We start from the raw sequence: 14,112 nt of genomic DNA, 5'->3' as shown, positions 1-14,112 counted from the left end.
CGGCGCCGGTTGCGGCACGTTGCCCTCCTGCCGTTGCTCCGGTGGCGTCCGTTTCAGCCTCGGGCACGCGGCGACGCCGGGGCAAGACCGCCCCCTCTTGCCAAAACATCACAGGAAGTGTGTGATGTTGCGCGGCGAGCGAGCACGCGTCGAGGAAGGCACACCGTGGTACGGCAGAGTCGTGGGTCCGAGGCCGAGGTCGAGCAGCGGCGCCGCCGGGTGCTGCAGCAGGTCATCGACGAGGGCTCCGTACGGATCGCCGTACTGGCCGAAACCCTGCAGGTCAGCGCCATGACCGTGCACCGCGACCTGGCCAACCTGGAGTCCCGGCGGCTGCTGGAGAAGCGCCGCGGCCGGGCCGTCGCGCTGCCCACCGTCACGGTGGAGACCGCGACCCGGTTCCGCGAGGACCAGCAGGCCGAGGCGAAGGAGGCGTTCGCCGACCTGCTGGTGCGGGAGGTCCGTCCCGGGGACACGGTGCTGATGGACTGCGGTTCCACCCTCTTCCCGCTCGCCCGCCGGCTCGGCCGCATCGAGCGGCTGACCGTGCTCACCAACTCCCTGCGCGTCGCGTCGCTGATCGGCGCCGCGGGCGCGCCCGGTACGGAGGTCGTCGTGCTCGGTGGCCGCTACCGTCCCGACTTCGAGGCCTGTGCCGGCCCGGAGACGCTGCGCCACCTCGCCCGGGTCCGGGCCACCGTCGCCTTCTCCTCCCCCACCGCCGTCGACCGCGCCCGGCTCTTCCATCCGGTCCAGGAGTGGGCCGAGCTGAAGGCGGCGCTGCGGGCGGCGGCCGAGCGCAGCGTACTGGCGGTGGACCACACCAAGTTCGGCCGGACCGCCACCCACGGGTACGGCGATGCGTCCGGGTACGACCTGGTGGTCACCGACGCCGCGACGCCCGCGGACCAGGTCGCCGCCATCGAGCGGCTGGGCGTACGGGTCCGCACGGTCCCGCCGCACGACCCCGCCACCGCCGGAACCGACCCCGGCAGGGACCCCGACACCGACTGAGCGTCAGCAGCAACGCCCCCTTCCCGAAAGGCAGTTCACCATGCGTGCCGTCGTCATCCAGACCCCCGGCTCCCACTCCGTCGAGACCGTCGCCGACCCCACTCCGGGCCCTGGCGAGGTCGTCGTCGAGGTCGCCGCCGTCGGCATCTGCGGGACCGATCTGCACATCGTGCAGGGGGAGTTCGCGCCGACGCCGTACCCGATCATCCCCGGGCACGAGTTCACGGGGACGGTGGTGGCACTCGGCGCGGAGGCGGGCGGGGTGCGCGAGGGCGACCGGGTCGCGGTCGACCCGTCGCTGTTCTGCGGGGCCTGCCACTTCTGCAGCATCGGCCGGGGCAACCTCTGCGAGCGGTGGGGTGCGATCGGCGACACGGTGGACGGCGCGATGGCGCAGTACGTCAAGGTGCCGGCGGCCAACTGCTACCGGCTGCCGGAGAGCGTGGACCTCGCGCAGGGCACCCTGATCGAGCCGCTGTCCTGCGCCGTGCACGGCTTCGACGTGCTGCCGCGGGACCTGGGCGCGCACTACCTGATCTACGGCGCGGGCACGATGGGCCTGATGATGCTGCAGCTCGCGCGGCGGGCCGGGGCCGCTTCGGTGTCGGTGGTCGACATCAACACCGAGCGGCTGAAGGTCGCCGAGCAGCTGGGTGCGGACGCGGTGGCGACCGGCGCCGACGCGCTGGACCGGCCGCAGGGCTGGGAGATCGTCATCGACTGCACGGGCGTGGTGGCGGTGATCGAGGACGCGCTCACGCGGGTGCGCAGGGGCGGGACGTTCCAGCAGTTCGGCGTGGCGCCCTCGGACGCCATGGCGAAGATCTCGCCGTTCCGTATCTACAACGACGAGATCACCGTGGTCGGTTCGATGGCCGTGGTGCACAGCTTCGGGCGGGCCGTGGAGCTGATGGGCAAGGGCGCGCTGGACGCCGACACGATGATCACGCACGCGTACGGGCTGGCGGAGTTCGGCACGGCGCTGGAGACCTTCCGGCAGGGCACCGGCCGGAAGATCCAGCTCCGTCCGGCGTCCTGAGGGCGGGTGCGAGCAAGCCGCCGTTACGCGCCGCCCTTCACCGGCCGGTCTCCGCAGGGCCGGGACCACCAGGTGCCCTCGCCGTGCGAGAGGCCCGGCAGCCGCCGTTCGACGGTGTGCAGGTGCCGGGCCGGAAGGGTGCCCTTGATCAGCCAGGCGGCGGCCGCGTCGGCGGTCGTCTCCGCGATGTCCGCGCCGAGCGCCGTCAGGCAGGCGGTGACGGCGGGCAGCGCGTCGGCCGGCACGTCGGCCTCGAAGGCGTGGTAGGGCTCGTACACCCGGGTGCCGGCCCGGTCCAGCGCGCGGGCCAGCACCAGCGGGGTCAGGCCGCGGAAGTCGGCGGCCGTGCTGACCGGGCCGACGAAACCGGAGCGGATGAGGGTGACGGTGCAGTCGGTGACGGACCAACCGTGCGGCCCACGGCGCAGTGCCGCGTGCACGGTCTCCTCGATGGCGGCGTGGAACGCGCGGGGCAGCGCGCCGAGTTCGGTCTCGTAGCGGAAGGCGGCGCCGGTGCCGTGCGCTGCCGGGTCGACGCGGAGCCCGATGGTGGCCCAGTGGCCGCTGGGGGCCGGGGCGCGGTGGCCCAGCTCCTCGACGGCCTCGCCGGTGCCGGCGGGCCGCTCGCGGCACACCACCCGACTCGGGGTGAAGGTGGCGTCGATGCCGTACTCGTCCGCGAGCGCGGCCGCGATGATCTCCTTCTGCATCTCGCCGTGCAGCAGGACGGAGGTGGTGCCGTCCGGTTCGGCGCAGGCGTGGATGAGCGGGTCCTCCTCGGCCAGCCGCCGCAGCGCCGCGTGGAGCCGGGCCGCGGCGCCGGGGCCCGGCTCGCGGGGCCGGACGACCGTGCGGAGGGTCGGGGCCGGGAAGTGCGGCCGGTGTGCCTCGTCGTCCGGGGCGCCGAGCCGGTCGCCGACCCGGATGCCGGTCACTCCCCTGATCCGCGCGATGTTGCCGGGCGTGAGCCGGTGGCCGGTCCCGTCGGCCGCGCCGACGACCTCCAGTGCGGTGATCCGGCCGCTGTACGTGTACGGGGTGCCGTCCGGTTCGCGGCGGTGCAGGGTGGCCCGCTGCCGGGCCGCCAGTTCGCCGGAGTACAGCCGTACGTAGGCGCTCCGCGCCCCGGAGGCGGTGTGTTCGACGGCGAATACCGTGCCCCGCGGCTGCGGTGCCGGCTCCGGTTCCGGGACGGCGGCGGGCGGCAGCAGCCCGGTGATGCCGTCGAGGAGCGGGGCGACGCCCTCGCCGCTGAGCGCCGAGCCGAAGTACACGGGGTGCGCGAGTCCGCGCGCGGTGCGGTCGGCGAGCGCGGTGCGCAGCTCGGCGGCGGTGGGGTACGGCCCGTCCACGACGCGGGCCAGCAGGGCGTCGTCGGTCTCGGCGAGCGTCTCGGCCACCCGGGTGCGGAAGTCCGCCTCGTCGAGGGAGTGCGGAACGGTGCGGGCGGCACGCGTCCCGAGACCCCGCACCGCGGTCATGGGGACGAGGTGCGGCGTGAGCTTCCGCCGGACGTCGGCGAGCAGGCCGTCATGGCAGGCGCCGGCGCGGTCGATCTTGTTGACGAAGAGCAGCGTGGGCAGCCGCATCTCGTGCAGGGTGCGCATCAGGAGACGGCTGTGCGCCTGGACGCCTTCGACGGCGGAGAGCACCAGGACGGCACCGTCGAGCACCCCGAGGGCGCGTTCCACCTCGGCCACGAAGTCGGCGTGGCCGGGGGTGTCGATGATGTTGACCCGGGTGGTGCCGACGGTGAAGGAGACGACGGCGGAGCGGACGGTGATGCCGCGCTGCCGCTCGACGGTGCCGGTGTCGGTGTGCGTGGTGCCGGCGTCGACGCTGCCGAGCCGGTCGATGGCTCCGGTGTCGTGCAGCAGCCGCTCGGTGAGGCTGGTCTTACCGGCGTCGACGTGCGCGAGGATGCCGATGTTCAGGGTGCGCCGGATGGCGCTCGGGGTGTGCTGAGTACGCATGGGTGCCGATGTCCTCGATGACCGTCCGATAGGGGCGCTGGGTCGTGTCGAGGAATCGGCGCATTGCGTGCTCCTGTCCGTGGGTGGCCGGGCCGCTCGGCGAACGGCGGCCTCATCATGCCGGTACCGGGGCGCGCGGCCGCAACCGATTTATTCGCGCCACGCTCCCGCCGCCCGGCCGGAGTGACCCACACCTCGTTATGCAACATGTTGCAAAACCTGCTTCGCTCGTCTACAAACGAAGCTCGTCGGCACTGTGCGCGCGAGGAGACTTCGGATGAGCCCGTACCCCCACCTGCTGAGCCCGCTGGACCTGGGGTTCACCACCCTGCCCAACCGAGTCCTGATGGGCTCGATGCACGTCGGGCTGGAGGAGGCGCCGGGCGGGTTCGCGCGGATGGCCGCCTTCTACGCCGAGCGGGCCCGTGGCGGCGTCGGCCTCATCGTCACCGGCGGCGTCTCCCCCAACGAGGCGGGCCGCACCATGGACGGCGGCGCCAAGCTCACCACCGAGGCGGAGGCCGCCGAGCACGCGCAGGTGACCGAGGCGGTGCACCGCGAGGGCGGGAAGATCGCCATGCAGATCCTGCACACCGGGCGGTACGCCTTCAGCGAGGACCTGGTGGCGCCCAGCGCGCTCCAGGCCCCCATCAACCCCTTCACCCCGCGCGCCCTCACCGACGACGAGGTCGAGCAGACCATCGAGGACTACGTGCGGGCCGCCGAGCTCGCGCGGCAGGCCGGGTACGACGGCGTGGAGATCATGGGCTCGGAGGGCTACCTCATCAACGAGTTCATCGCCGCGCCCACCAATCAGCGCACCGACCGCTGGGGCGGCTCCTACGAGAACCGCATCCGCTTCCCCGTCGAGATCGTGCGGCGCACCCGCGAGCGGGTCGGCCCGGACTTCATCCTGATCTACCGGCTGTCCATGCTCGACCTGGTGCCCGGCGGCTCCACGTACGACGAGGTCGTGCAGCTCGCCAAGGAGGTCGAGGCGGCCGGCGCGACGATCATCAACACCGGCATCGGCTGGCACGAGGCCCGCATCCCCACCATCGCCACGTCCGTGCCGCGCGGCGCCTTCTCCTGGGTGACGCAGAAGGTCATGGGCGCGGTGTCGATCCCGCTGGTCACCACCAACCGCATCAACACCCCCGAGGTCGCGGAACGGCTGCTCGCCGAGGGCCGGGCCGACATGGTGTCCATGGCCCGCCCGTTCCTCGCCGACCCCGACTTCGTCGCCAAGGCCGCCGACGGCCGCGCGGACGCGATCAACACCTGCATCGGCTGCAACCAGGCCTGCCTGGACCACATCTTCTCCGGGCAGATCACCTCCTGCCTGGTGAACCCGCGCGCCTGCCACGAGACCGAGCTCAGCCTCTCCCCCACCCGCCGCCGCAAGGAGCTGGCCGTGGTCGGCGCGGGCCCGGCGGGCCTGGCCTTCGCGGTGTCGGCGGCCGAGCGCGGGCACGGCGTGACGCTCTTCGACGCCGCCGACGAGATCGGCGGGCAGCTGAACGTCGCCCGCCGCATCCCGGGCAAGGAGGAGTTCAACGAGACGCTGCGGTACTTCCGTACGCGCCTGGAGGAGCTGAAGGTCGACGTGCGGCTGGGCACCGCCGTGACCGCCGAGGACCTGGGCGCCGGCGGGTACGACGAGATCGTGGTCGCGGCCGGCGTCACGCCGCGCACCCCGGACATCCCCGGCATCGACCACCCCAGCGTGGTCAGCTACCTCGACGTGCTCACCGGCCGGGTCGAGGCCGGGAAGACCGTGGCGGTGGTCGGCGCCGGCGGCATCGGCTTCGACGTGGCGGAGTTCCTGACCGACGGCGGCGAGCAGGCGAGCCTGGACCCGGCCGTGTTCTTCGGCCAGTGGGGCGTGGACACCGCGTACGGCGAGCGCGGCGGGCTCAAGGCCCCGGTGCGGGCGGCCGCCCCCCGCGCCGTCCATCTGCTCCAGCGCAAGACCAGCAAGGTCGGCAAGGGGCTGGGCAAGACCACCGGCTGGATCCACCGCACGGAGCTGCGTCACCGCGGCGTCACGATGACGGCGGGCGCCGCCTACGACCGCATCGACGACGAGGGGCTGCACCTGACCGTCGACGGCGAGAAGCGCGTCCTCGCGGCCGACACGATCGTGCTCTGCGCCGGCCAGGAGCCGCGCCGCGAACTGTACGACGCGCTGGTGGCGGCCGGGCACACCGCGCACGTCATCGGCGGCGCCGACGTGGCGGCGGAGCTGGACGCCAAGCGCGCCATCCTGCAGGGCACGCGGCTGGCCGCCGACATCTGAGCGCGCCCTAGGATGCGGGTACCGGCGGTGGTGACGCCGCCGGTACCCGCATCCGCGCCACGCACCACCGCACTCCGGAAGGCCGCCATGTCCCTCCCGCACGCGATCCTCACGGCCCTGCTGGAAAAGCCGTCGTCGGGGCTGGAGCTGACGCGGCGGTTCGACCGGTCCATCCGCTACTTCTGGTCCGCCACCCACCAGCAGATCTACCGCGAGCTGCGGAAGCTGGAGGAGGGCGGGCTGATCCACGCCCTGCCGCAGGCGCAGCCCTCCCGCGGCCAGAAGCGGGAGTACGAGGTGCTGCCGGCCGGCCGCGAGGCGCTCACCGCGTGGGTGGCCGAGCGGCAGGAACCGCGGGCCATGCGCGACCCCCTGCTGCTGCGGCTACGGGCCGCCGCGGTCGTCGGCACGGGCGGTCTGGCCGACGAGTTCGCGCGCCATCTCGACCTGCATCAGCGGCAGTTGGCGGAGTACCAGGAGATCGAGGCGCGCGACTTCCCGCCGGCGAAGACGGCGGAGGCGGACCGGCTGCAGCATCTCGTGCTGCGCGCCGGCATCGCCCAGGAGACCTTCTGGGTGCAGTGGCTCACCGAGTCGCTGGAGGAGCTGCGGGCGTTGGGGAGCCGGCGCGAAGAGCCCTGATCAGTCCAGTCCGCCGCGCTTGACGAGCTGTGCGGCGATGACGTTCCGCTGGATCTCGTTGGTGCCCTCGCCGACGATCATCAGTGGTGCGTCACGGAAGTACCGCTCGACGTCGTACTCGGTGGAGTAGCCGTAACCGCCATGAATGCGGACGGCGTTGAGGGCGATCTCCATGGCGGTCTCGGAGGCGAAGAGCTTGGCCATGCCGGCTTCCATGTCGACCCGGCGGTCCGCGTCGGCCTCGCGCGCGGCGTGCAGGGTCAGCTGGCGGGCCGCGGTCAGCTTGGTGGCCATGTCGGCAAGGTGGTTGCCCACCGACTGGTGCTGCCAGATCGGCTTGCCGAAGGACTCCCGCTCCTGGGCGTACACGAGGGAGTCCTCCAGGGCGGCCCGTCCGACGCCCAGCGCCCGCGCGGCGACCTGGAGGCGGCCGGTCTCCAGGCCCTTCATCATCTGCGCGAAGCCCTTGCCCTCGGTGCCGCCGAGGACGGCGTCGGGCGCGGCGCGGTAGTTGTCGAAGGAGAGCTCGCAGCTCTCCACGCCCTTGTAGCCGAGCTTGGGCAGGTCGCGGGAGACGGTGAGGCCGGGGCCGTGCTCGACGAGGAGGATGGAGATCCCCTTGTGGGCGGGGGTGGCGTCGGGGTCGGTCTTGCAGAGCAGGGCGATCAGGCCGGAGCGGCGGGCGTTGGTGATCCAGGTCTTGCTGCCGTTGATGACATAACCCTGCTCGTCCTTGCGGGCGTTGGTGAGCATGGCCTGGAGGTCCGAGCCGCCGCCCGGCTCGGTGAGCGCCATCGTGGCGCGGATCTCGCCGGTGGCCATCTTCGGCAGGTAGCGGCGCTTCTGCTCCTCGGTGCCGAAGTGCAGCAGCAGCTTGGCCACCACGGTGTGCCCGCCCATCGCGCCGGCCAGGCTCATCCAGCCGCGCGCCAGCTCCTCGGTGACCAGCACGTAGCAGGGCGTGGAGACCGGCGTGCCGCCGTACTCCTCGGGCACGGCCAGCCCGTAGATGCCCAGCTCCTTCATCTTCTCGATCTGGGCCTCGGGGTAGGTGTCGGCGTGCTCCAGCTCCTGCACGACCGGCTTGACGTCCTTGTTCACGAAGTCGTGCACGGTCTCGACCACGAATCGCTCGTCGTCGGTGAGGGTGTCCAGGGTGCTCATGCGGGGTCCTTCGGTGAGTACGGGGCGGGCGTCAGACGACCGTGTCGGCGCGGAGCGCGGCGAGCTCGTCGGGGGTGCGGCCGAGTGCGGTGAGGATCGCTTCGGTGTGTTCGCCGACGGCCGGTACGGGGTCCATGCGGGCGGTGAGCCCGGCGAGGTCGGCGGGCGGCAGGAGGGCCTGCACGGTGGCGCCGGGCACGGCGACCTCGCGCCAGCGGTTCCGGCCTTCGAGGACGGGGTGTTCGAGGAATTCGGCGACCGAGTTCACCCCTGCGTTGGCGATCCCGAGCGCGTCCAGGTCTTTCCGGACGTCCGTCGCGTCGGAGCGGGTGAAGCGTTCGGCCACGATGGCGTCCAGTTCGTCGCGGTGGGCGACGCGGGCCGAGCCGGTGGCGAACCGCGGGTCGTCGGTCAGCTCGGGCCGGCCCAGGAAGCCGTCGCACAGCGCGGCCCATTCGCGTTCGTTCTGGATGGAGAAGAGCACGTCCTTGCCGTCGGCGGCGGTGAAGGCACCGTACGGGGCGATGGTGGCGTGCCGGGTGCCGACGCGCGGCGGCTGGCTGCCGCTGTGCCGGGTGTAGTACGCGGGCTGGCTCATCCACTCCGAGAGCGCCTCGAAGAGGGAGACCTCCACGGCGCGGGCGACGCCGGTGGTGGCGCGGGCGAAGAGGGCGGCGAGGATGCCGCTGTAGGCGTACATGCCGGCGGAGATGTCGGCGACGGAGACCCCGACGCGGGCGGCCTCCTCGGCGGTGCCGGTGAGCGAGACCAGGCCGGTCTGGCACTGCACGAGCAGGTCGTAGGCCTTGCGGTCGGCCCACGGGCCGGTGGTGCCGTAGCCGGAGACGGTGCAGGGGATCAGCTTCGGGTAGCGGGCGGTGAGTTCGTCGGGCCCGAGGCCCAGGCGGGTGGCGGCGCCCGGCGCGAGGTTCTGCACGAACACGTCGGCCTCGGCGAGGAGTTCGTGCAGGATCTCCCGGCCGCGCGCGTCCTTGAGGTCGAGGGTGAGGGATTCCTTGGAGCGGTTGAGCCACACGAAATAGCTGGAGTGGCCGTGCACGGTGGTGTCGTAGCGGCGGGCGAAGTCGCCGTCGCCGGGGCGCTCGATCTTGATGACGCGGGCGCCGAGGTCGGCGAGCTGGCGGGTGGCGAAGGGGGCCGCCACCGCCTGCTCGATGCTGACGACGGTGATGCCTTCGAGGGGGCGCTGCTGCTCCATCAGGACTCCTGCACGGGGGAATCGGTGGCGGCCGGGAACGCCGTACGCATCAGGTCCGCCGCGCGCTCCCAGGTGAGGCCGGCGAGCAGGTCCGGTACGCCGGGGCCGCAGGCGGCGAACTTCTCGCGCAGTTCGCCGGCGGTGGGCGGGCGCTGCGGGGAGCCGGGCGGCAGGGCCAGCTCGGCGTGGACGGCCGTGCCGTCGGTGAAGTCCAGCCGGAGGGCGACCTCGCCGTCGAGCAGGGTGGTGGTCTCACCGGGCCGCCGGTCGACGGTGACCTGCGCCATGAGCTTCTGCGCCGCGGGGCGACCCACGGCCTCGTCGGTGAAGCTGTCGAAGCCGGGATAGTCGTCGAGGAGCGCGGTGGCGACCGCGTACGGCATGGAGAACTTGCCCTCCAGGCCGGTCGTGGGCCGGTCGTGGATCAGCGGGTGGACGGTGCCGGCGGGGGTGGTGACGGTGACGCCGGTGAGGTCGCCGTGCACCCGGTCGCGGACCTCGCGCAGCGCGGCGATCGGCCGCTGCATGGCGTAGCAGCAGGGGTACATCTTGATCGCCAGGCCGCCGGGGACGGCGGGCGCTGCGGGGAACTCGGTGGTGGGAGTACCGCCGACGCGCTCCAGCCAGGCATCCAGGGCGCGCGGGTCGGCGGTGGCGCCCGCCTGCGCGAGGCGTGCCGCGCGGACGCCCGCGTCCGCGGCGAAGCCCACCTGAAGGGACTTGCTGTGGGTGCCGAAGGCCTCCTGGACGCCGCCGGCCGCGGGGACGGCGAGCGCCATGGCGGTGGCGAGCCGGTCGGGGTCCAGGTCGAGGGCGACGCCGGCCGCGACGGCGGCGGCCGGGGCGCCCGCGGTGCAGGTCGCGTGCCAGCCGGCCGCGTAGTGGCCCCAGCCGAGCATCGCGCCGAGCCGGGCCAGGACGCCGGCGCCCGCGAGGTAGGCGCGCGCGTCGCCGCCGGCGGCGAGTACGGCGGGGACGGTGACGACGGAGATGTGCGTGGTGGTCCCGATGTGCAGGTCGTCGAAGTCCAGCACGTGCGCCATGGCCGCCCAGCGGGCCGCGTCCGGGAGCGGTGCGGCGACGGGGCGCAGTGGGTGGTCGCGGGCGGCCAGGGCGACGGCGACGGTGTCGGCCAGCGCCCGGTCGGCGAGCGCGCGGTCGTCGGGATCGGCCCGGTGGTCGTAGGCCCACCGGGCGAGGGCTCGGGCGGCGGTCATGCGGTCCCCTCCGTGGTGCGGCGGCCACCGGCCTCGCGGTCGGTGGCTCCTCTGCCGAGGATTTGTACGGCCAAATGATCGCGGTGTCAATGGCGCCTACCTCGCCATCCGATCCGGCATTCCCCGGGCCTTGACGCCAGCGTGAGCCGGACCACAGAATGCCGACGCCATGCGTGGAGCCACTTTGTACGTAGCAATGCCGTACATGGCCGCGCTGAATGGCCGCCCGTTTCCGGGACCCCTTGGAGGTAGGTCAGTGACGCCCCCGTCCCCCGCCCTCGCCGCTCTCGGCGGAGCACCGATCGGCCGAGTCCACCGCACGGTGCTGCTGGTCGTCAGCGCGATGTTCCTGTTCGACCTCGCCGACCTGAACACCTTCGCGTTCGCCGCCCCCGCGATCCGCACCACGCACCACTTCACCGTCCAGGACGTGGCTTTGGTGACCGCGCTGAGCTTCGCCGGGATGGCGCTCGGCGCCGTCACCGGCGGCCGGGCCGCCGACCTGCTCGGCCGCCGGCTCGGCATGTCGGCCGCGGTCGCCGTCTTCTCCGCCGCCTCGCTGCTCAACGCCCTCGTCTCCACGCCGGGCCCGATGGCCGCCACCCGCGCGCTCACCGGCTTCGGCCTCGGCGCGATGACCGCCATCGCGATCTCGTACCTCTCCGAGGTCACCCCCACCACCCACCGCGGCCGCTTCCAGGCCGTCGCGCTCGGCGTCGGCCTCGTCGGCATCCCGCTGACCGCCTTCACCGCCCGCTTCATCACCGTGTCCCACCCGGCGTCCTGGCGCTGGCTGTTCGTCGCCGGCGCGCTCGGCTTCCTGCTGCTCCCGCTGGTCCTGCGGCTGCCCGAGTCGCCGCGCTGGCTGCTCTCCCGGGGCCGGGTCGCGGAGGCCGAGGAGACGGTGCGCCGCTTCGTACCGGACTTCCGCGGTGACGGGCAGGAGCAGCCGGCCTCAGCGCACCCCGCGGCGCGGCCCAAGGCCCGCTTCCGCGACCTCTTCGCGCCGGGGCAGCGCCGCAACTCCCTCGTCATGATGGTGGTGTGGGCGTTCGCGCTGACCGGTTTCTACGGCTTCCAGTCCTGGGTGCCGACCCTGCTGGCCGACCGCGGCCAGGACTTCGCGACGTCGATGACCATGTCGGCGATCACCACCATCGGCGCGGTGCCCGGCGCCTTCCTCGCCACCCCGTTCATCGACCGGTTCTCGCGCAAGCACCTCTCCGTGGCGCTCGGCCTCATCGTCGCCGCCGTCGGCATCGGCTACGGGCTGAGCACCGACACGGTGGCCGTCATGGTCTTCGGCGTGCTGGTCGCCGCGCTCAGCCAGTCCTACATCGCCGTCCTGTACTCCTACACGCCCGAGCACTTCCCGACCGCGCTGCGCACCGCGGGCTCGGGGCTCGGCAACGGTGCGGGCCGGGCAGCCAACATCGTCGCCCCGCTGGTCATCGCGGCCGTCTACACCGCCCCGCGGTTCGGCTACGTGGGCGTGTTCGTCCTCGTCGCCGGCGCCTGGCTGATCGCCACCCTCACCGTCGCGTTCTTCGGCATCGACACCCGCGACAGGCCGCTGGAGGACCTGCACGGCCGGGCCGCGCACGATGGGCGGGTACCCGAAGACGCCCCGCGCCCCGCCGCCACCCGCTGACACGCCCGCCCGTCCGCTCGCACGACAGCACACCCCGCACGACAGGAGCCCCCATGACCGGCGCCCCCGCCGACACCTCGACCGCCGACACTCCGTCCGCCGACTTCCGCGTCCTCGAAGAGACCGCCCGCACCTGGCACCCGGCCGACACCCGCGCCACCGACCCGCTCGACCCCGCGCCGGTCGCCGCGCTCTCCGCCGTATTGGACCTTCCCGACCCGGTGGCGGCGGCCGGGCAGCCGCTGCCGCCGCTCTGGCACTGGCTGCACTTCCTCCACTGGCCCCGGCAGAGCGAGCTGGGCCCGGACGGCCACCTGCGCGACGGCCACTTCCTGCCGCCGCTGCCGCAGCGCCGCCGGATGTTCGCCGGCGGCCGGCTGGAGGTCCGTACCCCGCTCACCGTCGGGCAGCCGGCCGAGCAGACCAGCAGCGTGGTCAAGGTGCAGGCCAAGCAGGGCCGCACCGGCGGGCTGCTGTTCGTCACCGCGCGCACCGAGTTCCGCCAGGACGGCGAGGTGCGGGTGGTCGAGGAGCAGGACATCGTCTACCGCAGCGGCGGCGGCGCGCCCGTACCGGACCGGATCACCCTCGACCCGGCCGCCGCACCGCACAGCGACGCGCCGTGGCAGCTGCCGTGGACCACCGACCCGGCCGTCCTCTTCCGCGTCAGCGCGCTGACCGCCAACGCGCACCGCATCCACTACGACCAGCCCTACGTCACCGGCGTCGAGGGCTACCCCGGGCTGGTCGTGCACGGTCCGCTGCTGGTCCTGCAGATGCTGGAACTGGTCCGCCGGCACGCGCCCGACCGCACCGTCCACACCCTCTCCTACCGGCTGCGGCAACCGTCCTTCTGCGGCGAGCGGCTGCTGTCCTGCGGCGCGCCGTACGAGGCGGACGGCGCGGCGGGCGTGCGGCTGTCGGTCGCCGGACCGCGCGCCGCCGAACACGCCACGGCGGAGGTGACGTTCGCATGACCGCCGCCGACGCCATCCCGTACGCGGCAGCACTCGCCGCGGCGCGCAGCCTGCTCTTCGTCCCCGGTGACCGCGCCGACCGCTACGCCAAGGCGGCCGCGGCCGGCGCCGACGGGGTGATCGTGGACCTGGAGGACGCGGTCGCGCCGGAGGGCAAGGACGCCGCGCGGGACGCCGTGGCCGGGTGGCTGGCGGGCGGCGCGCGGGCCGTGGTGCGGATCAACCCGCCCGGCACCGAGTGGCACGCGGCCGACCTGGCGATGGCGGCCGCGCACGGCGCGCCCGTCATGCTGCCCAAGGCCGAGGACCCGGCCGACCTGGCCGCGGTCGCCGACCGGACCGGCGGCCGGCTGCCGGTGCTGGCGCTGGTGGAGACGGCGGCCGGGGTGGAGAACGCCGCCGCGCTGTGCCGCGCCCCCAACGTCGTACGTGCCGCCTTCGGCAACATCGACCTCGCGGCGCAGCTCGGTGTGGACCCCGACGACCATCAGGCGCTGGCGTACGCGCGCTCGCGGCTGGTCTGCGCCTCGGCCGCTGCCGGGCTCGCGCCGCCGCTCGACGGTGTCACGGCCGGGCTGGCGGCCGACGGCCCGCTGCCGGCGGACGTGGCGCACGCCCGGCGGCTGGGCTTCGGCGGCAAGCTGTGCATCCATCCGCGTCAACTCGACGCCGTACACGAAGGGTTCACTCCGTCCGCGGACGAACGGGAGTGGGCGCGACGGGTGCTCGCGGCGGAGGGCCCGGTCACCGTGGTGGACGGGCAGATGGTGGACCGCCCCGTACTGGAGCGGGCCCGCCGCGTCCTGGCCGCGGCCGGGCGCGGCTGACCGCCGGTCAGGCTCGCGGGCGGCCGGACATACCGGGCCCGCGAGCCGGGGGTCTGCCGCCCGCGGGCGGCCGCCGTGCCGTCCCCGCAG

11 protein-coding genes are annotated in these 14,112 nt (G+C 73.7%); 7 read left to right on the top strand and 4 right to left on the bottom strand.

Annotation, left to right across the window (positions count from 1 at the left end; all coding sequences use genetic code 11):
* The first annotated feature begins 165 nt into the window (after nt 1-165).
* Together IF20_RS13895 and IF20_RS13890 are read left to right on the top strand one after the other, a co-directional pair.
* Nucleotides 166-1,014 carry a DeoR/GlpR family DNA-binding transcription regulator gene (locus tag IF20_RS13895; RefSeq protein WP_052865432.1) on the top strand — a complete coding sequence of 283 codons (849 nt, stop codon included), beginning with the start codon at nt 166-168 and terminating at the stop codon, nt 1,012-1,014.
* A 40-nt stretch (nt 1,015-1,054) separates the two neighbouring features.
* Entirely contained in the window at nt 1,055-2,053 is a 999-nt protein-coding gene (locus IF20_RS13890) for a zinc-dependent alcohol dehydrogenase family protein (RefSeq protein WP_052865431.1), read from the top strand.
* Nucleotides 2,054-2,076: 23 nt separating this feature from the next.
* Here the strand turns inward: IF20_RS13890 and otr(A) are convergent, their stop codons facing one another.
* Entirely contained in the window at nt 2,077-4,026 is a 1,950-nt protein-coding gene (gene otr(A) / locus IF20_RS13885) for a tetracycline resistance ribosomal protection protein Otr(A) (RefSeq protein ID WP_052865430.1), read from the bottom strand.
* 277 nt (nt 4,027-4,303) lie between these two features.
* Here otr(A) and IF20_RS13880 point away from each other — a divergent pair, with 277 nt between their 5' ends.
* A complete protein-coding gene (locus IF20_RS13880) occupies nt 4,304-6,325 on the top strand; it encodes an NADPH-dependent 2,4-dienoyl-CoA reductase (RefSeq protein WP_052865429.1) in 2,022 nt (673 codons plus the stop codon).
* 87 nt (nt 6,326-6,412) lie between these two features.
* Complete coding sequence (locus tag IF20_RS13875) at nt 6,413-6,967, top strand: PadR family transcriptional regulator (RefSeq protein ID WP_052865538.1); 555 nt, start codon at nt 6,413-6,415, stop codon at nt 6,965-6,967.
* Here IF20_RS13875 and IF20_RS13870 read toward each other — a convergent pair whose 3' ends face one another.
* Genes IF20_RS13870 through IF20_RS13860 form a run of 3 tightly spaced genes read right to left on the bottom strand, consistent with a single transcriptional unit; the run spans nt 6,968 to nt 10,567 of the window.
* Nucleotides 6,968-8,131: an acyl-CoA dehydrogenase family protein gene (locus tag IF20_RS13870; RefSeq protein ID WP_052865428.1), complete on the bottom strand. Its 1,164-nt coding sequence runs from the start codon at nt 8,129-8,131 to the stop codon at nt 6,968-6,970. It lies immediately after the preceding gene.
* A gap of 31 nt (nt 8,132-8,162) precedes the next feature.
* Nucleotides 8,163-9,350: a CaiB/BaiF CoA transferase family protein gene (locus IF20_RS13865; RefSeq protein WP_052865427.1), complete on the bottom strand. Its 1,188-nt coding sequence runs from the start codon at nt 9,348-9,350 to the stop codon at nt 8,163-8,165.
* A complete protein-coding gene (locus tag IF20_RS13860; RefSeq protein WP_052865426.1) occupies nt 9,350-10,567 on the bottom strand; it encodes an MmgE/PrpD family protein in 1,218 nt (405 codons plus the stop codon). The genes IF20_RS13865 and IF20_RS13860 overlap by 1 nt, the downstream gene beginning before the upstream one ends.
* Nucleotides 10,568-10,823: 256 nt before the next feature.
* Between IF20_RS13860 and IF20_RS13855 the strand changes: the two genes are divergently transcribed.
* From IF20_RS13855 to IF20_RS13845, 3 genes are read left to right on the top strand one after another with little or no spacing between them, the layout of a single operon-like run.
* Nucleotides 10,824-12,218 carry an MFS transporter gene (locus IF20_RS13855; protein WP_052865425.1) on the top strand — a complete coding sequence of 465 codons (1,395 nt, stop codon included), beginning with the start codon at nt 10,824-10,826 and terminating at the stop codon, nt 12,216-12,218.
* 53 nt (nt 12,219-12,271) lie between these two features.
* Complete coding sequence (locus tag IF20_RS13850; RefSeq protein WP_052865424.1) at nt 12,272-13,195, top strand: FAS1-like dehydratase domain-containing protein; 924 nt, start codon at nt 12,272-12,274, stop codon at nt 13,193-13,195.
* A complete protein-coding gene (locus IF20_RS13845; RefSeq protein ID WP_052865423.1) occupies nt 13,192-14,022 on the top strand; it encodes an HpcH/HpaI aldolase/citrate lyase family protein in 831 nt (276 codons plus the stop codon). The genes IF20_RS13850 and IF20_RS13845 overlap by 4 nt, the downstream gene beginning before the upstream one ends.
* Nucleotides 14,023-14,112 lie beyond the last annotated feature (90 nt).

Source organism: Streptomyces niger (genome assembly GCF_000718305.1).
Classification (GTDB): domain Bacteria; phylum Actinomycetota; class Actinomycetes; order Streptomycetales; family Streptomycetaceae; genus Streptomyces; species Streptomyces niger.
The sequence above is the reverse complement of the archived record's forward strand: the minus strand, read 5'-3'. Positions and strand labels throughout refer to the sequence as shown.